Source organism: Massilia violaceinigra, assembly GCF_002752675.1.
GTDB classification, from domain to species: domain Bacteria; phylum Pseudomonadota; class Gammaproteobacteria; order Burkholderiales; family Burkholderiaceae_D; genus Telluria_A; species Telluria_A violaceinigra.
Map to the genome: position 1 here is coordinate 1494048 of NZ_CP024608.1, position 18612 is coordinate 1512659.

Below are 18612 nucleotides of genomic sequence, written 5' to 3' on the forward strand. Positions count from 1 at the left end.
AACTTTAAGCGTCGAGACACAGCGTGACCGTACACGGCTCTGGGCTGATCAATCTATCCATCCATCCCAACCGTTCTGCCGGAGTTCGTCATGCCCCCCGTCAATCATCGCCCCGCCTTGTCCATCCTGGCGCTGTCCATCGCTCTTTCCGCCTGCGGTGGATCGTCATCTTCGAATAAAGTGGGTCCGGACGCGCAAGCCTCGGTGAACCTGCCGTCCGCTGCCGCGCCAGTGCCGACGGCACCGGCCACGCCACCCGCAGCTGTTATTCCCGACACCGTGCCGGTCGCCGGCCCGCCGGAAGCGGCTCCTGCTTTGCCTGGCGCTGTTCCGGTGGCCGATGACAGCCCGGTTGGCGACCCCGTGGCCACCAAACCGATCATGGTACCGACGCCGGCTGTGCTCATTCCTGCGCCGTCCACGCCGCCGGTTGCTGCCGTGCCTGTGGTCACTCCGCCAGCCGTTGTTCCGCCGGCAATCACCCCGCCGGTGGTCGCACCGCCGGTCGTCACGCCGCCAGTCGTCACGCCGCCAGTCGTCACGCCGCCGGTGGTCACCCCACCTGTCGTCAAGCCGCCGGTCGTCGTCACCCCATCCGTGGTCGCTCCACCGGTCGTCACGCCACCGGTGATTACGCCGCCGGTCGTTACCCCGCCGGCTGTGGTCCCGATCGCCGTGCCGGCTGCCTGGACCACGGGCGTGACCAGCTTCGTGCACCCCGGCATTGGCTACAACGCGGCCGACCTGGCGCAATACAAGGCGCACGTGCTCGCTGGCGAGGAGCCGTGGGCCAGCGGCTACCACCATCTCGGCGGGCGCACACCCCTGAACTACGCGATGCTCGGCCCGTTCGCCATCGCCAACCGCAATTTCGACCTGAACCGCGGCGCCTTCGAGCGCGACATGCAGATGGCCTACAACCACGCGCTGATGTGGTACGTCTCGGGCAACAGCGCGCACGAGGAAAAGTCGATCTCGATCCTCGACGCCTGGGCCACCACCAACACCTCGCTCGATGGCGTCGAGGCCGCGCTGATGCTGGGCGACTATTCCGGCCGCGCCATCGTCGCCGCCGACATTCTGCGCGGCCTGTATCCCGGCTGGACCGCGACCCATACGGCGCACATGAAGTCCTGGCTCGAGAATGTCTGGTGGCGCCGCCTGCAGGTCGGCGGCAGTTCCGCGATCGGCACCGCGCTCGGCAACGGCAGCCTGCTCAAGCCATGCAACCAGGGCGGGCTGGCGCTCAAGGCCGCGCTGGCGGTGGCGGTATTCCTCGACAGCCCGCTCAAGTTCGACCAGGTCATCAACGCTTACCTCAGCGATCCGGGCGGGCTCGACCAGATCATGTCGAATGGCGAGGTGGGCGATACCGGCCGCGACCAGGGTCACGCACACGGCCAGATCGCCACCTACGGCGCGATTGCCGAAACCGCCTGGAAGCAGGGCATCGACCTGTATTCTCTGCGTAACAACCGCTTGCTGGCGGCCGGCGAATACTACGCCAACTACAACCTGGGCAAGCCGTTCACGTTTAATCCGGTCTCGTGCGGCTACGGTTACTACACCCAGATCGGCGCCCAGCCCCTCCAGACCATGCCGGCTAACCTGTTCGAGACCTTGTACACGCACTACGTGGTGCGCAAGGGCCTGAAGGCGCCGAATGTCGCGGAATACCGCGAGCTGGCCAAATCGCGCGGCGAAGCCGGTCCGTACAGCGGTCCGTACTCGGGCCAGGTTTACCGCCGCACCAAGGACAGCTCGACCGCACGCGCGCTAACGTTCCCGTTCACCCCGCCGGTGATGACGGCGGCGACCAGCTTCACCCAGGCCGACCTGGGCAAGGTCCAGACGCCGGGCAGCGCCACCAATACCGGCGCGAACTGGAAGATGACGGCCTCCGGCGCCGGTGCCGAGAAGGGCTATCACTTCGCGTACAAGGAGCTCAAGGGCGACGTCGAAGTCATCGCCACCGTCACCGATCCGGGGGCGCTGAGCACCGGCGTGGCCGGCATCATGATCCGCAGTTCGCTCGACGCGCGTCCCGCCACGGCGGCGGCCCAAATTTACGTGGCGCCGGCCAGTTCCGGCAACGGCACGCATCTGTTCTGGCGCGTCGGAACGCAGCACTACGGCGGCTACCATGCGGCGCGCCGGTTCACATCGGCGGTGGCGCCGATGTCGCTCAAGCTGGTGCGGCACGGTAATTTCGTCTATGCCTACCTGTCGAGCAACGGCGGGACCGACTGGTCGGCCATCGGCACCATCATTTATCCGGAACTGTCCGATACCTTGTATGTCGGCATTTTCTCGGCCTCGGGCGATCCGGTGGCCACCACCACCGCCAGTTTCGAGAACGTGAAAATCGGATCGAAGCCCGGCAGCCTGGTGGCGCCGCCCACCAAGGTCAGCGCCAGCGCGCGCAGCGGCGGCGTCGCGGTGCAGTGGGCGGCCAGCCCGATGGCGCGCAGCTACGATGTGTTGCGCGCTACTAACGCAAGCGGGCCGTTCGAGCGGGTCGGGACCGAGCTGACCGGCACCAGTTTCGTCGACGCGGGCGCTACCGGTAGTGCGGCCTACTTTTATGTGGTCAAGGCATCGACTTACAGCGGCCTGAGCGCACCATCCGCGGTGGCGAGCCTGCCGGCGCGCTAACGCAGGCAAAAAAAAGCAGCCGGATGGTTTCCGGCTGCAAGTATCTGGTGCCGGTGTTCGAGGTCACCGGACTAACCTGTGGGAAATGCAGAGGCATGTCACCAACAGCGTCAGAATAATCCTCTCAGATGACCGGAGCATGACGTAAGGCGAACGGCAGCGCGTTGTGCAACGCGTCGTGCAGAGCGGGGCGTTGCCGGAAGCGTCATGCAGTGCTTCAGGTCAGGCTGATGGCGTCGAAACCCTGCGCTTGCGGCGGCCCCGCCAGCAGGGGCATGACCGCGACGATCGGCCCGCGGTAAAATTCGGGTGCGCCGGGCCGACTTGTGCTGGCGAGACGGGGGACGGCAACGCGTCTGCTGCCAGCCAGTTGCCAGCATGTCGATTTTCTCCCACACCGCAATCATTTCATCGATAGGCATGCATGCACCTATTCCTGCTTGTAGCGGGATGTCTGTTTCCGTTGATCAGCTGGCTAACCCTGTTACTCAGCTATATCGTTGCACGCGGCGGTCGCAGCTCATCCGGTATATATATCCCCTTTGTCGGGCCAGCGCTGCTCAGCATCTGGCTGGTGCGGGTCGACGCTCCGCATTGGACGCTTCCGCTCCCTTGGATTGCCGATATCGGCACCGTGTTCTTCCTTGTATGGCTACCACGCCTTGCCCGAGAAATTTGGCAAACCAGTCGATTTACGCGGCTCTACAAACTCACTGGCAGCGACGGAAATGAATCGGTCGTCATCTCGTTTCACCGGGGTGGGAATTACTTGCTACAGAAACATTGGTACCGTCCAGCTGGCGAGCCGGGGATGATCGCGATAGGCGAACCGGGCACTTTCTCAAGCCAGCAGGGCATCGTCAGCCTGTGCAGTCATACCGGACGCCAGCGCTATCTTGTGCCCGAAGGCGCAGTCCATGCCGTCACCGATGCAGGCGAAAGTGATGAGCTTCAACTTCAGGGCTGGCGGCTTTTGAAAACCACCGGCTGAGGGCAGGGCGCAAGCCAGGTGCCAACATCTTGAAGAACGGCGGTGCACGCGACGCTGCCAACTGCAATGGCAATCGCGGCATGCATGTCGATCATGCTGCGAAGGACTGCGCGCCGTGCAACGCGTCGCCGGAAGTACCATAGGAATTGCTTTATGTCAGGCTGATGGCGTCGAAACCCTGCGCTACCGGGGCCGCCGCCAGTAGAGGCATGACCGCGACGATCGGGTCGCGCAAGGCCGGGTCGCTGTCGCCGGCGAGGCGGTCGGCCTCGGTTTCCCACAAGGTAATCGACATGCCTTTGCCGCTGGCCGGATCGGTCAGGAGAAAGGTTGACTTGAATCCTTGTAACTGTTGAAGAACCGGCAGCACCGAATCGTTGTACAGCGCCACGATCTCGGCGAGTTTTTCCGGCTTGGCTTGAACATGGGTAACTCTTGCAAACATGATGTGCTCCCTGGGATGAAAAACGACCGGTACGGGCACCGCTGCGTCCGAACCATACAGTGTGTATGGTTGCACTATACACGATGTTTGGGCACTGCCGGGTTTGCTGGCGGTAAGCTATGATGCGAGCGCATCGCACCGCATGCCGCGGGACCGTTCCTGGCGCCGGCGTCGTATTGATTGGAGCCGCCATGCCGTCCCCCCGTTCTCCCGGACAAAATCGTTTATCGCGCGACACCTGGCTCGACTTCGGCCTGGCCGTGTTGCGCGACGAGGGCCCGCAAGCCTTGAAGGCCGATCCGCTGTGCAAGCGCATGGGAGTGAGCAGGGGAAGTTTTTATTGGCATTTCGATAGCGCCGGCAGCTTTGCGCTGGCCGTGCTCGAGCGCTGGGAATCGATCGCCACCGACCAGATCATCCGCGCCATTGAAGAGGCCGCGGACGATGCGCTGGCGCGGCTGCGTCTTTTGTTGACGAACGTGGGCGAACTCGATATCGGCCTGTACCAGGCCATCAACACGCTCGGCGCGCAAGACCCGGGCGCGGCCCAGGTGCTGCGCCGGGTGCACGAGCGCCGTGTCGCGTTCGTGGCGAACTTGCTGGAGGGGCTTGGTTTTGACGCGGCCGAGGCAGCCACGCGGGCGCAACTGATCTACGCCTGGGCCATGGGCGAATTGCTCACGCGCGAGCCGGGCCGCAACGCTTTTTCAGCGGCCCAGATCGATGCGGTCGAACGCTTGCTGATGCGGCGCTAGCGCCGCCGCAGGTTCAGACTCTGACTCAGACCTGCGGCTTGGTGGGCACCAGGCGTTCTTCGAGCTCGGTGACGCGCTGTTCCAGTGCTTCGAGCTTGGCGCGGGTCTTGGCCAGCACCTGCGCCTGGATATCGAATTCCTCGCGCGTGACCAGGTCGAGCTTGGAAAAGCCCTGGGTCATCATGCTTTTGACGTTCTTCTCGATATCCTTGGCCGGCGAACTCTCGATGGCCTGGTTGATCTTGCCCTGCAAGTCGTTGAAAAAGCTGTTCATGTCCATCGCAATCCTCGTGAAATCGGTAGCGCACCGCAGCGGTGCGCCAGGTGGGCCAGTTTGGTGCATTCGCGCCGGCCGCGACCGGAATCGCGGATTTTTTACTGTTTATTAACAGCAAGTTGGGGACGCCGGGCGCAAAAACAAGTTGCGGCCGGGCGCAATCGTAGCTGGCATGACTTCTGCTAATGGTTAAGCAGTGTGCATGCTCCAGGCTTCATTTTAAACCCCAACCGCCGTCTCTGTTAAAAAACCATAAGGGAACCGTCATGAATAAGCTGTCTACTCCGTTGTCTCTCGCCGCCGCGCTGACCCTGGCGCTGGCAACCCTGGGGGCACCGCTGGCCCAGGCTGCCGACGCGCCCGCGCCCGACAATGTGGTGAGCTTCAACGCTGCCCTGACCAGCGACTACCGCTACCGCGGCCTGTCGCAAACCCGCATGAAGCCGGCCGTGCAGGGCGGGGCCGACTACAGCCACACGCCGAGCGGCGCCTACGCCGGCGTCTGGGCGTCGACCATCAAGTGGACCAAGGACCTGGGCGGCGACGGCGATGTCGAAATCGACCTGTACGGCGGCAAGAAGGGGGAAATCACCAAAGGCATCAGCTACGACGTGGGCGGCCTGTACTACGGCTACCCGTCGAACGGCTTGCATCCGAACGCTAACACGTTCGAGCTGTACGGGCAGGTCGGCATGGGGCCGGTGTCCCTGAAGTATTCGCATTCGACCACCAACCTGTTCGGCACCACCGACAGCAAGGGCAGCGGCTACCTGGACCTGAGCGCCAATCTCGACCTGGCCACCGGCCTGGTGCTCAACCTGCACGTGGGACGCCAGCGCGTGGCCCACAACGATGCGCTCAGCTACAACGACGCCAAGATCGGCCTGACCAAGGACTTCGGTTTCGCCACGGTCGCGCTGGCCGTCATCAGCGCCAATACCGACATGTACGTCAGCCCGGTCAACGGCAAGGACCTGGGCCGTTCCCGCGCCGTGCTGACCGTGTCAAAAACTTTCTAAGAGGCCAGCCATGAAAATGATCACCGCCATTATCAAACCCTTCAAGCTGGACGAAGTGCGCGAAGCGCTCTCGGCCATCAACGTGCAAGGGATTACCGTTACCGAAGTCAAGGGCTTCGGACGCCAGAAAGGCCATACCGAGCTGTACCGCGGGGCCGAGTATGTGGTGGACTTCCTGCCCAAGACCAAGATCGAGGCGGCTGTGGACGACGCCATCGTTGAACAGGCCATCGAAGCCATCGAAGGCGCTGCGCGCACCGGCAAGATTGGCGACGGCAAGATTTTTGTCTATAACCTGGAACAGGTGGTGCGTATCCGCACTGGCGAAACCGGTAACGAAGCACTTTAAGCTGAGGGAACACTGATGAATAAAACGATAACAAAGTGGCTGGCCGGACTTGCGGTGCTATGCGCAATCGGCGGCGTTTTGCCAGCCTCGGCCCAGGATGCTCCCAAGCCCGATACGACGGCCGCGGTCGTCACGCCGGTCGAGGCGCCCGCCACCACCGCGCTCACGCCGGCCGCCACCACCGCCAGTGCCGCCGTCCCGGCGGCGGCCGCCGCTCCGGCGCCGGTGCCGCATAAAGGCGACACCACCTGGATGTTCATTTCCACCGTGCTCGTGGTCCTGATGACGATTCCCGGGCTGGCGCTGTTTTACGGCGGCCTGGTGCGCACCAAGAACATGCTGTCGGTGCTGATGCAGGTATTCGTGGTGTTTGCGCTGATCATCGTGCTGTGGTGCATCTACGGCTACTCGTTGACATTTACGGCAGGAAACGCCGTGATTGGCGGCTTCGACCGGGCTTTGCTGACCGGTATCTTTGATCCGGTCAAGGGCACGTTCGCCTACGCCGCCACGTTCAGCAAGGGCGTGGTCATTCCGGAGTTCATTTATGTCGCCTTCCAGGGCACGTTTGCCGCGATTACCTGCTGCCTGATCGTCGGCGCCTTTGCCGAGCGCATCAAGTTTGCCGCCGTGATCGCCTTCATGGTGCTGTGGTTCACCTTCGGCTACCTGCCGATCGCCCACATGGTCTGGTTCTGGACCGGTCCGGACGCCATCACCGACGCCGCCACCCTGGCCACCGAAACCGCGAAAGCCGGCTGGCTGTTCCAAAAAGGTGCGCTCGATTTCGCCGGCGGCACCGTGGTGCACATCAATGCGGCAGTGGCCGGCCTGATGGGCGCCATCCTGATCGGCAAGCGCGTCGGCTACGGCCGCGAAGCCATGGCGCCGCACTCGCTGACCATGACCATGATCGGCGCCTCGCTGCTGTGGGCCGGCTGGTTCGGCTTTAACGCCGGCTCGGCACTGGAAGCGGGCGACATCGCCGCGCTGGCCTTCATCAACACCCTGCTGGCCACCGCCTGCGCCACCCTGTCGTGGGTGTTCGGCGAGTGGATCACCAAGGGCAAGCCATCGATGCTGGGCGCCGCTTCCGGCGCGGTAGCCGGCCTGGTGGCGATCACCCCGGCGGCCGGCTTCGTCGGCCCGATGGGCGGCTTGGTCATTGGTTTGCTGGCTGGTATTATCTGCCTGTGGGGAGTGAACGGCCTCAAGCGCCTGATCGGCGCCGACGACTCGCTCGACGTGTTCGGCGTGCACGGCCTGGGCGGTATCCTGGGTGCCTTGCTGACCGGCGTGTTTGCCGCGCCATCCTTGGGCGGACAGGGCATTTTCGACTACGTTGCCAACAAGGCATCGGCGGAATATTCGATCGGCGGCCAGGTCATCACGCAGCTGACCGCGGTCGGCACCACGATCTTGTGGTCGGCGGTGGTGTCCTTCATTGCCTACAAACTGGTGGACCTGGTGATCGGTCTGCGCGTACCGGAAGAAGAAGAACGGGAAGGGCTCGACATCACGAGTCACGGCGAATCGGCCTACCATTCCTGATTCACATTTTTGCTCCGGCCCGCGCAAGCGGGTTGTTCCAGGCGCCCCGCGGGGCGCCTTTTTGCTTTCCGCGACGCCGCAGGACTTTAAAACGCCGGTTCCGCCCCGATTTGTGCAGTTCATCATTATCATCAAGCAGTCTTTAAGGACGTCTTACTCATGGTTCCCCACCTCGTCACCGCCCTCACTGGCCCGCTGCTCGACCTCGAAAAGAAAATCCTGGCGGCAACGCCGGCCATTGAGCGCTGGTTCCGGATGGAGTGGCAGGAACATACGCCGCCGTTCTATTGCTCGGTCGACTTGCGCAACGCCGGCTACAAGCTGGCGCCGGTCGATACCAACCTGTTCCCTGGCGGTTTTAACAATCTTGCCACCGAGATGCTGCCGCTGGCGGTGCAGGCCGCGATGGCCGCGATCGACAAGTATTGCCCGGATGCCCGCAACCTGCTGCTGGTGCCGGAAGGCCACACCCGCAATCCGCATTACCTGCAGAACGTGGCGCGCCTGATGCAGATTTTCCGCCAGACCGGGCTGCACGTGCGCCTGGGTTCCCTGTCGCCCGAGATCACCCAGCCCACGCCGCTGGCGCTGCCGGACGGGAACATGCTGGTGGTCGAGCCGCTGGTGAGGTCCAGCAACGGCCGCCGGGTCGGGCTGAAGGATTTCGATCCTTGCACCATTTTGCTCAATAACGATTTGTCGGCCGGTATTCCATCGATCCTGGAAAATATTCACGAGCAATCGCTGCTGCCGCCGCTGCACGCCGGCTGGGCGCTGCGCAGGAAGAGCAATCACCTGGCCGCCTACGATGAAGTGGCCAAGAAGTTCGGCAAGCTGATCGATGTCGATCCGTGGATGGTCAACCCCTTCCACAGCAAATGCGGCGCGATCAATTTCGACGAAGACCAGGGCGCGGAATGCCTGGCCGACAATGTGACCATGCTGCTGGCCAAGATCCGCAAGAAATACAAGGAATACGGGATCAAGGAGCAAAAGCCGTTCGTGATCCTGAAACCCGATGCCGGAACCTATGGCATGGGCATCCTGACCATCAAGGATGCCAGCGAAGTGCGCGAACTGACGCGCGCGCAGCGCCAGAAGATGTCGGTGATCAAGGATGGCGTGGAAATCAGCGACGTCATCATCCAGGAAGGCGTGCCGACCTTCGAGAACATCAAGGATGCGGTGGCCGAGCCGGTCGTGTACATGATCGACCGCTATGTGGTAGGCGGGTTCTACCGGATTCACGCCGAGCGCGGGATCGACCAGAACCTGAATGCGCCGGGTTCGCAGTATGTGCCGCTGGCGTTTGCCCAGCAGCATGCCGTGCCGGACCTGAAGGCCAAGCCGGGGACGGCGGCGCCGAACCGCTTCTATGTGTATGGCGTGGTGGCAAGGTTGGGGTTGATTGCGGCGTCGCTGGAGATGGAGCGGACGGATCCGAACCCGGAAGTTTATTAGGCTACAGCGCGAACTTGGGGGGAACGCATGCGTTCCCGCCGAGTGCCGCCTTGGCGCGGGAAGTCGTTTCTGCCAATGGCAGGAACGACGAAGTTAGCACCCGTACCCTAATATCCGTCGTTCCCGCGCATGCGGGAACCCAAGTTCGTCGCGTATCGCCGCACCCCATCCAGACTCATCCCAAGCCAACATCGGCGTTTCCGGCTAAAATCAGGCATTACCCCGAATGGAATCGCCCATGAAAATCGCTTTCCTCGCTGATCCGCTGTCCGGCTTCAAGACGTACAAGGATTCGACCTTCGCCATGATGCGCGAGGCGGCACGGCGCGGCCATGCGGTTTACGCCTTCGAGCAGCGCGACATGGCCCTGGAAGAAGGCGTGGTCAGTGCCGACATCGCCCAGATCACCCTGACCGGCGACGCCGACGACTGGTACCGCGCCGCGCCCAAGGCGGCGATGCGCCTGTCCGAGTTCGACGCCGTCATCCAGCGCAAGGACCCGCCGTTCGACATGGAGTACGTGTACGGCACCTATCTGCTCGAACTGGCCGAACAACAGGGCGCGCGCATCTTCAACAAGCCGTCCGCGATCCGTGACCACAATGAAAAGCTGGCGATTGCCCAGTTCACCGAATTCACCTCGCCCACCCTGGTCACGTCGGACGCGGCGCGCCTGCGCGCGTTCCACGCCAAGCACGGCGACGTGATCTTCAAGCCGCTCGACGGCATGGGCGGGGCCGGCATCTTCCGCATCGGCGCCGACGCCATGAATCTCGGTTCGGTGATCGAAACGCTGACCCTCAATGGCGCCCAGACCATCATGGCGCAGCGCTACATTCCCGATATCGTCAAGGGCGACAAGCGCATTCTCGTCATCGATGGCAAGCCGGTGCCGTTCGCACTGGCGCGCATCCCGCAGGGCACTGAAATTCGCGGCAACCTGGCCGCCGGCGGCATCGGCGTGGCGCAGCCCCTGACCGCGCACGACCTCCACATCGCCGAGAGCATCGGCCCCTTGCTGGCCGAGCGCGGCCTGTTACTGGTAGGATTGGATGTGATCGGCGAGTGTCTCACCGAAGTCAATGTCACCAGCCCGACCTGCTTCCAGGAGATCACCGACCAGGCGGGCTTCGACGTGGCGGCGATGTTCATCGACGCCGTCGAGCGGCGCAGCAAGGGAAAGTAAGGCAAACATATTATGGTAGGTATTCTGTTGATGACCCATGCGCCGCTCGGACAGGCGTTCATCGCCGCGGTGGCGCACGTGTTCCGCGGCCCCACCGAGCATTTTGAGGCGATCGACGTCACCGCCGACCAGGACCTGGCCGAGGTGAACGAACTGGCGCGCCAGGCGATCTGCCGCCTCGACGACGGTACCGGCGTGCTGGTAATCACCGATATCAAGGGCGGCACGCCGGCCAACTGCTGCAATTCGCTGGCCGACGCGGGGCGGGTTGAAGTCATCGCCGGCATCAGCCTGCCGATGCTGCTGCGCGCGATCACCTACCGGCGCGACACGCTCGACGTGGTGGTTGAAATGGCGCTGGCCGGCGCGCAGAGCGGTGCGGTGCGGGTCGACAATCGTATCAGGGTAGGACCGGCGTAAAAAGCGATTGGGCGGTGGCTGCGGCCACCGGGTGTGCGAATGTGCAGGATCCGTGTGAAGAGACGACAAAAAAATGATTCAACAAGATCTGGAAATTATCAACAAACTTGGTTTGCATGCGCGCGCCTCGGCCAAATTCACGCAGCTGGCCGCGAAGTTTTCGAGCGACGTCTGGCTCACGCGTAACGCGCGCCGCATCAATGCCAAGTCGATCATGGGCGTGATGATGCTGGCGGCCGGGAAGGGCGCCAAGGTCACCCTGGAAGCCGACGGCGCCGACGAGAAGGAATGTGTCGAAGCGCTTGCCGCGCTGATCAACGACAAATTCGGCGAAGGCGAGTAATGCCGGTCGGACGCACCTCCAGCGGATCATCCATGGCATCGTTCACGCTGCACGGCATTCCTGTGTCGCGCGGTATCTCGATCGGCCGCGCGCACCTGCTCACGCCCGCCGCGCTCGACGTCAAGCATTACCTGGTGGCCGAAGAGCACCTGGAAGCGGAAGTGAAGCGCTTGCAGGATGCCCTGGCCGAGGTGCATCGCGGCCTGCAGGCGCTATGGACCGACCTGCCCAAGGACGCGCCGACGGAACTGGGCGCGTTCATCGACGTGCACGCGCTGATTCTGTCGGACCCGATGATTTCGGAAGCGCCGCTCGATATCATCCGCACGCGCCACTACAACGCCGAGTGGGCGCTGGTGACGCAGATCGACGAATTGTCGGCGCAGTTCGACGAAATTGAAGACCCGTATCTGCGCGAGCGCAAGGCCGACATCCAGCAGGTGGCCGAGCGGGTGCTCAAGGTATTGATGGGCACCGCCCAGCTGGCGCCGGCGCCCGTCACCGACGAAGAATTCCAGCCGCAGATGATCGTCGTCGCGCACGACATTTCGCCGGCCGACATGCTGCAGTTCCGCGACCGCTCGTTCATCGGTTTCGTGACCGACGTGGGCGGGCAGAACTCGCACACGGCGATCGTGGCGCGCAGCCTCGATATTCCGGCGGCGGTGGGCATGTCGCAGGCGTCGCAATTGATCGAGCAGGACGACTGGGTGATCATCGACGGCGATGCCGGCGTGGTGATCTGCAATCCGAGCACGCTGGTGCTGGAGCAGTACCGGGCGCGCCAGGCGGCCATGCTCAAGGCGCGCAAGAAGCTCTCGAAGCTCAAGAAAACCCCGGCCATCACGCGCGACGGCACCGTCATCACCCTGCTGGCCAACATCGAACTGCCGGACGATTGCCCGCACGCGCTCGACTGCGGCGCCGAAGGGGTGGGCCTGTTCCGCTCCGAGTTCCTGTTCATGGGCCGCAGCGGTCAGGCGCACAAGATTCCGAGCGAGGACGAACAGTTCGAGCAGTACCGCAAGGCGGTGGTGGCGATGAAAGGGCGGCCGGTGACGATCCGCACGCTCGACATCGGCGCCGACAAACCGCTCGACCAGACCGAGCACACCGCGCTCAATCCCGCGCTGGGACTGCGCGCGATCCGCTATTGCCTGGCCGAGCCGCAGCTGTTCCTAACGCAGCTGCGCGCGATTCTGCGGGCCTCCGCGTTCGGCAAGGTGCGCCTGCTCATTCCAATGCTGTCGCACGTGTTCGAGATCGACCAGTGCCTGGCGATGGTGGAGCAGGCCAAGGCGCAGCTGCGCGAGGCGGGGCAAAAGTACGATGCGGCGATCGACGTCGGCGCGATGATCGAGATCCCGGCGGCGGCGCTGTCGCTGCCGATGTTCGTCAAGCGCATGAACTTCCTGTCGATCGGCACCAACGACCTGATTCAGTACACCTTGGCGATCGACCGGGTCGATTACGAAGTGGCGCACTTGTACGACCCGCTGCATCCGGCGATTTTGCAGCTGATCGCGATGACCATCTCGGCGGGGATGAAGGCTGGAATCGACGTGGCGGTGTGCGGCGAGATGGCGGGCGATGTGAAGTTGACGCGCCTGTTGCTGGGCATGGGACTGCGCGAGTTCTCGATGCATCCGGCGCAGCTGCTGTCGGTCAAGCAGGAGATCTTGAATTGCGACCTGACCACAATCACCCCGCAGACGCGCAAGATCTTGCGCACCACCGAGCCGCATGCGATTGTGGAGGCGGTGCAGCAGTTGCAGGTGATTTGACAGTCTTCCCGCGCCATATCCTCCGTCGTTCCCGCGCCAAGGCGGCTCTCGGCGGGAACCCAAGTAATACATGGTTAGCGAAAAACCTTGGGTTCCCGCCGAGAGCCGCCTTGGCGCGGGAACGACGAGGTAGCGCTCTTAACTCATTTTTTCGAATCTCATGTCATCCATTGGAATAGTCTCCCCGCAAGCGATGCGCTTTGCCGAACCGCTGCGGTTGCAGGGCGGTGGTGCGCTGGCCGAGTACACCCTGGTGTACGAAACCTACGGCACCCTCAACGCCGACAAATCGAACGCGGTGCTGGTCTGCCACGCCCTGAACGCCTCCCACCACGTGGCCGGCACCTACGAGGGCGACCCGAAAAGCACCGGCTGGTGGAACAATATGGTCGGTCCGGGCAAACCGCTCGACACCGACCGTTTCTTCGTCATCGGCGTCAACAACCTCGGCTCCTGTTTCGGCTCCACCGGCCCGATGCACCTCAATCCGGCCACCGGCAAACCCTACGGCGCCTCCTTCCCGGTGGTGACGGTGGAAGACTGGGTCGCCGCGCAGGCGCGCCTGGCCGACGCCCTCGGCATCGTGCAGTTCGCCGCCGTCATGGGCGGCTCGCTGGGCGGCATGCAGGCGCTCGCGTGGAGCATCATGTTCCCCGACCGCCTGCGCCACTGCGTCGTGATCGCCTCCACCCCCAAGCTGTCGGCGCAAAACATCGCCTTCAACGACGTGGCGCGCCAGGCCATCCTGTCGGACCCGGATTATCGCGGCGGCGACTTCTACGCGCACGGCGTGGTGCCCAAGAACGGGCTGCGCGTGGCGCGCATGGTCGGTCACATCACCTACCTGTCGAACGACGACATGGCCGAAAAATTCGGCCGAAAACTGCGTAACGCCGCTGAAAACAACGACTACAAATTCGACTTCGGCATCGACTTCGAGATCGAGTCCTATTTGCGCTACCAGGGCGACAAGTTCTCGGAATACTTCGACGCCAATACCTACCTCCTGATCACCAAGGCGCTCGATTATTTCGACCCGGCGCGCGAATTCGGCGGCTCGCTCACGCGCGCGCTGGCCGGCACCAAGGCCGACTTTTTCGTCGCCTCGTTTACCACCGACTGGCGCTTTTCGCCCGAGCGCTCGCGCGAGATCGTCGAGGCGCTGGTATGCAACCGGCGCCGCGTGACCTACGCCGAAATCGACGCCCCGCACGGCCACGACGCCTTCCTGCTGGAGGACCAGCGCTACATGAACATGGTGCGCGCCTACTACCAGCGCATCTGGGAAGCCATGCCGGTGAAAGGGCAAGCATGAATTTTGAAGACCTCTCCAGCCTGCGCCCCGACCTGGCGTTCATCGCGCACTGGGTGCCGGAAAAATCGCACGTGCTCGACGTGGGCTGCGGCGACGGCGCCATGCTGCGCTACCTCCAGAGCGGCAAGGGCTGCACCGGCTACGGCATCGAGATCGCCGACGAATCGCTGCTGGCCAGCGCGCGGCGCGGCATCAACGTGATCCAGCAGGACATGGAAAAAGGCCTTGGCCTGTTTTCCGATAATTCCTTCGACACCGTCCTGTGCCTGTCGTCGCTGCAGATGATGCAGCACGTCGAGGCGCTGCTGCGCGATATCGTGCGGGTGGGCGCCGAAGCGATCGTCTCGTTCCCCAATTTCGCCTACTGGCCGCACCGCATGGCGCTGCTCAAGGGCCGCATGCCGGTGTCCAAGTCGCTGCCGTACCAGTGGTACGACACCCCCAACGTGCGCTGCGCGACGATTTACGATTTCGAGGAACTTGCGCAAGAATGCGGCCTCGAAGTACTGGAGCGGGTCGCGCTGGCCGACGGCAAGCCGGTGTCCTTCCTGCCCAACCTGCGCGGCAGCCTGGCCGTGTTTCGGCTGCGCAAAAAGACGCAAGCGGCGGCCTGAGCGGCCGGAAACCTTATCGTGTGCGACTTTACGGGATTTCCTGCGATGATGGTGTTATCAAATACATAGCAGGAATTGAAACATGCATAAGATTAAACCTATTCTCCTGGCCCTGACGCTCGGCGCCTGCACGGTCCTGGCCACCGCCCAGCCGCTGCCGGAGCCGATCAAAGGCAAGACCGCGAAGGCCGCGGTGCAGGACGGCATCCAGGTGCGGCCGATGCCGCGCTACCGCGTGCTGGCTTCGGCCGAGAAAATGGACCAGCAGGCGGCGCAGCAATATACGCAGCTGATGGGCCAAGCCCAGCAAAAGGGGGCGCTGGTGCCGGACGACCATCCGCAGGTAGTGCGCCTGCGCACCATCGCCAAACGGATCATTCCGTACGCCACGCGCTGGAATCCCGAGGCCGCCAAATGGAAGTGGCAGGTCAATCTGCTGTCGTCCAAGCAAATCAACGCCTTCTGCATGCCCGGTGGACGCATCGCGTTTTTCAGCGGCATCCTCACCACCCTGAACCTGACCGACGATGAAGTGGCCGCCATCATGGGCCACGAAGTTTCGCACGCCCTGCGCGAACACGGGCGCGAGCAGATGGTCAAGTCGACCGCCACCAATGTCGGCGCACGGGTGGGCGGCGCGGTGCTGGCGGCGGTGCTCGGCATCGATCCCGGCATTACCGACACGGTGGCCCAGTATGGCGCGCAGTTCGCTTCGCTCAAATTCTCGCGCGACGACGAACGCGAAGCCGACCTGATCGGCCTGGACCTGGCCGCGCGCGCCGGTTACGATCCGCGCGCCGGCATCATCCTGTGGCAAAAAATGGCAGCGGCGGGCGGCGGAGCGCCCCCGGCGTGGCTGTCGACCCACCCGGGCGGCAAGGAACGCATCCGCCACATGGAAGAGCACATGAACGTGCTGCTGCCGCTGTATGCGCGCAGCAAGAACACCTCGGTCGCGCAATTGCCGCCGTACCGTAGCAGCGCGCCCAAGTAAATGGGACGGCAGGCCGACGCCAATGCAGTTGTTCCGCTGCCGGTCCGCGATGGCGTCGCGCCCAGTTATTTATGGCTGGACGATAGCCCGCTTGAGGGCGCGCTGGCGTTTCTCACCAGCCATTTCGCCGATGTAGGCGAGGCTGTCTGGCGCGACCGCATGGCGCGCGGCGAGGTGGTCGACGCCAGCGGCGACATGCTTGGCGCCGACAGTGTGCTGCGGCGCGGCATGCGCATCTGGTATTACCGCGAGCTCGAGGCCGAGACGCCGATTCCCTTCGAGGAACAGATCCTGTTTCGCGACGACCATCTGCTGGTGGTCGACAAGCCCCATTTCCTGCCGATGACACCGGGCGGGCGCTTCCTGCATGAAACGTTGCTGGTGCGGCTGAAGAACAAGACCGGGTTGGCCCAGCTGACCCCGATTCACCGGCTCGACCGCGAAACGGCCGGGGTGGTGGTTTTTTCGCACCAGGAAGCGACCCGTGGCGCCTACCAGTCGCTGTTCCAGAAACGCAGCGTGCGCAAGGTGTACGAGGCGCTGGCGGCGCCCTTGCCGCAGCTGACCTTTCCACTGGTGCACCGCAGCCGCATGGTGGAGGGAAATCCGTTTTTCCGCATGCAGGAAGTCGACGGCGAGCCGAATTCGGAAAGCGTGATCGATGTGATCGAGCCGCAGGGGGACGCCATGCTGTACCGCCTGCAGCCGCATACGGGCCGCAAGCACCAGCTGCGGGTGCACATGGCCGCGCTCGGCGCGCCGATCATGAACGACGCGTTTTATCCCGAAGCGCTGCCGTGCAAGGGCGACGACTTCGCCAACCCGCTCAAGCTGCTGGCGCGCAGCATCGGCTTCGACGATCCCTTGACGGGCTTGGCGCGCCGGTTCGAGAGCCGGCGCACCCTGTAGCGGCGTCCTAGAGGCGGTAATCGATGATCAGCGGTGCGTGATCCGAAAACCGCTCATCCTTGTAGATGAATACTTCCTTGGCCTGAGCGGCGATGCCGGGGGTTGCCACGTGATAATCGATGCGCCACCCAACGTTCTTGGCGTAGGCCTGGCCGCGGTTGCTCCACCAGGTGTATTGCTCGGGGCGCTTGTCGATGCCGCGGTGCACGTCCACAAAGCCGACTTCATCAAACACACGCGTCAGCCAGGCGCGCTCTTCCGGCAGGAATCCTGAATTCTTCTTGTTGCCTTTGAAGTTTTTCAGGTCGATTTCATTGTGGGCAATATTCCAGTCGCCGCAGATGACCACTTCGCGGCCTTCGGCGCGCAATTCCAGCAGATGCGGCAGGAACAGTTCCATGAAGCGGAACTTGGCTTCCTGGCGTTCCGGCGACGAGGAACCGGACGGGCAATAGACCGAAATGATGGTCAGGTTGCCGAAATCACAACGCACGTAGCGGCCTTCGGCATCGAATTCGGGGCTGCCGAAACCAATGCGCACGGCGTCCGGCTTGGTCCGGCTGTAGATACCGGTACCGGAGTAGCCTTTTTTCTCGGCGTAATGGAAATGGCCGTGATAGCCGCCCGGCATCAGGAATTCCTCGGTCATGTCGGGCAGCTGCGCCTTGAGCTCCTGGACGCAGACGAAATCGGCGGTCTGGGTGGCCATCCAGTTGAAAAAACCCTTCTTGTGGGCGGAGCGGATCCCGTTCAGGTTCGCGGAAATAATTTTTGGCATGGTTCCAGGGGGTGTGGAGGGTGGCGTAAAATAGCGCCACTTTTCTATATGAACAAATGAGGTCGTCGTGAATAATTTGCGCCAACAGTTTATCGCGTTTTCGGTGTCGGCGGGCGTGTTGCGCTTCGGCGAGTTCACCACCAAGGCTGGCCGCCTGTCGCCGTATTTCTTCAACGCCGGCCTGTTCCATGATGGCGCCACCCTGGCCAAGCTGGCGCAGTTTTACGCGCAGACCCTGATCGATTCGGGGATCGAGTTCGACATGCTGTTCGGGCCGGCGTACAAGGGCATCACCCTGGCGTCCGCCACCGCGGTGGCGCTGGCGGGCAAAGGGCACAACACCTCGTTCGCCTATAACCGCAAGGAAGCCAAGGACCATGGCGAAGGGGGCACTATTGTCGGCGCGAAGCTGGCGGGCAAGGTCGTCATTATCGACGATGTGATTTCGGCGGGCACGTCGGTGCGCGAATCGGTCGACATGATCCGCGCCGCCGGCGCCGAGCCGTGCGCCGTGCTCATCGCGCTCGACCGCATGGAGCGTTCGGGCAAGGATGGCGAATTGTCGCCAAGTTCAGCGGTGCAGCAGGTCAGCCAGGAGTTCAATATTCCGGTGGTGTCGATCGGGAACCTGGAGGATTTGTTTACTTACCTGAACGCGGCCGGGGCCGATCCGGAGATGGCGCAGTACAAGGATGCGGTGGCGGCGTACCGGACGCGCTACGGGGTGTAAGGCGGGCGGGCGGCCCGCAGCGCCCTGAGTGCCCTC

19 protein-coding genes are annotated in these 18612 nt (G+C 63.3%); 16 read left to right on the top strand and 3 right to left on the bottom strand.

All coding sequences use genetic code 11. From position 1 onward, the window contains the following. Nucleotides 1–90 precede the first annotated feature (90 nt). The gene (locus tag CR152_RS06685) at nt 91–2655 is read left to right on the top strand and encodes an alginate lyase family protein (protein WP_157778362.1); all 2565 of its coding nucleotides are present in this window, start codon (nt 91–93) and stop codon (nt 2653–2655) included. A gap of 424 nt (nt 2656–3079) precedes the next feature. Continuing rightward, complete coding sequence (locus tag CR152_RS06690; RefSeq protein ID WP_157778363.1) at nt 3080–3646, top strand: hypothetical protein; 567 nt, start codon at nt 3080–3082, stop codon at nt 3644–3646. A 151-nt stretch (nt 3647–3797) separates the two neighbouring features. On the opposite strand, the gene CR152_RS06695 is transcribed toward CR152_RS06690, so the two are convergent. After that, nucleotides 3798–4091 (bottom strand): antibiotic biosynthesis monooxygenase family protein, encoded by a 294-nt coding sequence (locus CR152_RS06695; RefSeq protein ID WP_099874211.1) that lies wholly within the window; start codon nt 4089–4091, stop codon nt 3798–3800. A 191-nt stretch (nt 4092–4282) separates the two neighbouring features. Here CR152_RS06695 and CR152_RS06700 point away from each other — a divergent pair, with 191 nt between their 5' ends. Beyond that, a complete protein-coding gene (locus CR152_RS06700; RefSeq protein ID WP_157778364.1) occupies nt 4283–4846 on the top strand; it encodes a TetR/AcrR family transcriptional regulator in 564 nt (187 codons plus the stop codon). Between the two features lie 25 nt (nt 4847–4871). Here CR152_RS06700 and CR152_RS06705 read toward each other — a convergent pair whose 3' ends face one another. Further along, nucleotides 4872–5126: an accessory factor UbiK family protein gene (locus CR152_RS06705; protein WP_099874213.1), complete on the bottom strand. Its 255-nt coding sequence runs from the start codon at nt 5124–5126 to the stop codon at nt 4872–4874. Between the two features lie 263 nt (nt 5127–5389). On the opposite strand from CR152_RS06705, the gene CR152_RS06710 reads away from it, so the two are divergent. The 12 genes from CR152_RS06710 to CR152_RS06765 all read left to right on the top strand — a co-directional run bounded on the left by CR152_RS06710 (nt 5390) and on the right by CR152_RS06765 (nt 17068). After that, the gene (locus tag CR152_RS06710) at nt 5390–6142 is read left to right on the top strand and encodes a TorF family putative porin (protein ID WP_099874214.1); all 753 of its coding nucleotides are present in this window, start codon (nt 5390–5392) and stop codon (nt 6140–6142) included. A gap of 10 nt (nt 6143–6152) precedes the next feature. Further along, nucleotides 6153–6491, top strand: a complete 339-nt coding sequence (locus CR152_RS06715; protein ID WP_054266216.1) for a P-II family nitrogen regulator — start codon at nt 6153–6155, stop codon at nt 6489–6491. 15 nt (nt 6492–6506) lie between these two features. After that, on the top strand, nt 6507–8042 hold the full coding sequence (locus CR152_RS06720) for an ammonium transporter (RefSeq protein WP_099874215.1): 1536 nt from the start codon (nt 6507–6509) through the stop codon (nt 8040–8042). Between the two features lie 159 nt (nt 8043–8201). Continuing rightward, nucleotides 8202–9503 (top strand): glutamate--cysteine ligase, encoded by a 1302-nt coding sequence (gene gshA / locus CR152_RS06725; protein WP_099874216.1) that lies wholly within the window; start codon nt 8202–8204, stop codon nt 9501–9503. Nucleotides 9504–9741: 238 nt separating this feature from the next. After that, nucleotides 9742–10689, top strand: a complete 948-nt coding sequence (gene gshB / locus CR152_RS06730) for a glutathione synthase (RefSeq protein ID WP_099874217.1) — start codon at nt 9742–9744, stop codon at nt 10687–10689. 12 nt (nt 10690–10701) lie between these two features. After that, a complete protein-coding gene (locus CR152_RS06735; RefSeq protein ID WP_099874218.1) occupies nt 10702–11109 on the top strand; it encodes a PTS sugar transporter subunit IIA in 408 nt (135 codons plus the stop codon). A 73-nt stretch (nt 11110–11182) separates the two neighbouring features. Further along, nucleotides 11183–11452, top strand: coding sequence for an HPr family phosphocarrier protein (locus CR152_RS06740; RefSeq protein WP_099874219.1), 270 nt, complete (start codon nt 11183–11185; stop codon nt 11450–11452). A 32-nt stretch (nt 11453–11484) separates the two neighbouring features. After that, complete coding sequence (gene ptsP, locus CR152_RS06745; RefSeq protein WP_099882057.1) at nt 11485–13236, top strand: phosphoenolpyruvate--protein phosphotransferase; 1752 nt, start codon at nt 11485–11487, stop codon at nt 13234–13236. A gap of 193 nt (nt 13237–13429) precedes the next feature. Next, nucleotides 13430–14551: a homoserine O-succinyltransferase MetX gene (metX, locus tag CR152_RS06750; RefSeq protein WP_229413778.1), complete on the top strand. Its 1122-nt coding sequence runs from the start codon at nt 13430–13432 to the stop codon at nt 14549–14551. Continuing rightward, nucleotides 14548–15165, top strand: coding sequence for a methionine biosynthesis protein MetW (gene metW / locus CR152_RS06755; protein WP_099874221.1), 618 nt, complete (start codon nt 14548–14550; stop codon nt 15163–15165). The genes metX and metW overlap by 4 nt, the downstream gene beginning before the upstream one ends. 82 nt (nt 15166–15247) lie before the next feature. Further along, a complete protein-coding gene (locus CR152_RS06760) occupies nt 15248–16159 on the top strand; it encodes a M48 family metallopeptidase (RefSeq protein WP_099874222.1) in 912 nt (303 codons plus the stop codon). Further along, complete coding sequence (locus CR152_RS06765) at nt 16160–17068, top strand: RluA family pseudouridine synthase (RefSeq protein ID WP_099874223.1); 909 nt, start codon at nt 16160–16162, stop codon at nt 17066–17068. It abuts the gene before it with no gap. 7 nt (nt 17069–17075) lie between these two features. On the opposite strand, the gene CR152_RS06770 is transcribed toward CR152_RS06765, so the two are convergent. Further along, nucleotides 17076–17846 (bottom strand): exodeoxyribonuclease III, encoded by a 771-nt coding sequence (locus CR152_RS06770; protein WP_099874224.1) that lies wholly within the window; start codon nt 17844–17846, stop codon nt 17076–17078. A gap of 67 nt (nt 17847–17913) precedes the next feature. Between CR152_RS06770 and pyrE the strand changes: the two genes are divergently transcribed. Then, nucleotides 17914–18576 (top strand): orotate phosphoribosyltransferase, encoded by a 663-nt coding sequence (gene pyrE, locus CR152_RS06775; protein ID WP_099874225.1) that lies wholly within the window; start codon nt 17914–17916, stop codon nt 18574–18576. Nucleotides 18577–18612: the final 36 nt, after the last annotated feature.

Coding starts and splice junctions, on each gene's coding strand:
- CR152_RS06685 (WP_157778362.1), top strand. CDS start 91: ATGCCCCCCGTCAATCATCGCCCCGCCTTGTCCATCCTGGCGCTGTCC.
- CR152_RS06690 (WP_157778363.1), top strand. CDS start 3,080: ATGCACCTATTCCTGCTTGTAGCGGGATGTCTGTTTCCGTTGATCAGC.
- CR152_RS06695 (WP_099874211.1), bottom strand. CDS start 4,091: ATGTTTGCAAGAGTTACCCATGTTCAAGCCAAGCCGGAAAAACTCGCC.
- CR152_RS06700 (WP_157778364.1), top strand. CDS start 4,283: ATGCCGTCCCCCCGTTCTCCCGGACAAAATCGTTTATCGCGCGACACC.
- CR152_RS06705 (WP_099874213.1), bottom strand. CDS start 5,126: ATGGACATGAACAGCTTTTTCAACGACTTGCAGGGCAAGATCAACCAG.
- CR152_RS06710 (WP_099874214.1), top strand. CDS start 5,390: ATGAATAAGCTGTCTACTCCGTTGTCTCTCGCCGCCGCGCTGACCCTG.
- CR152_RS06715 (WP_054266216.1), top strand. CDS start 6,153: ATGAAAATGATCACCGCCATTATCAAACCCTTCAAGCTGGACGAAGTG.
- CR152_RS06720 (WP_099874215.1), top strand. CDS start 6,507: ATGAATAAAACGATAACAAAGTGGCTGGCCGGACTTGCGGTGCTATGC.
- gshA (WP_099874216.1), top strand. CDS start 8,202: ATGGTTCCCCACCTCGTCACCGCCCTCACTGGCCCGCTGCTCGACCTC.
- gshB (WP_099874217.1), top strand. CDS start 9,742: ATGAAAATCGCTTTCCTCGCTGATCCGCTGTCCGGCTTCAAGACGTAC.
- CR152_RS06735 (WP_099874218.1), top strand. CDS start 10,702: ATGGTAGGTATTCTGTTGATGACCCATGCGCCGCTCGGACAGGCGTTC.
- CR152_RS06740 (WP_099874219.1), top strand. CDS start 11,183: ATGATTCAACAAGATCTGGAAATTATCAACAAACTTGGTTTGCATGCG.
- ptsP (WP_099882057.1), top strand. CDS start 11,485: ATGGCATCGTTCACGCTGCACGGCATTCCTGTGTCGCGCGGTATCTCG.
- metX (WP_229413778.1), top strand. CDS start 13,430: ATGCGCTTTGCCGAACCGCTGCGGTTGCAGGGCGGTGGTGCGCTGGCC.
- metW (WP_099874221.1), top strand. CDS start 14,548: ATGAATTTTGAAGACCTCTCCAGCCTGCGCCCCGACCTGGCGTTCATC.
- CR152_RS06760 (WP_099874222.1), top strand. CDS start 15,248: ATGCATAAGATTAAACCTATTCTCCTGGCCCTGACGCTCGGCGCCTGC.
- CR152_RS06765 (WP_099874223.1), top strand. CDS start 16,160: ATGGGACGGCAGGCCGACGCCAATGCAGTTGTTCCGCTGCCGGTCCGC.
- CR152_RS06770 (WP_099874224.1), bottom strand. CDS start 17,846: ATGCCAAAAATTATTTCCGCGAACCTGAACGGGATCCGCTCCGCCCAC.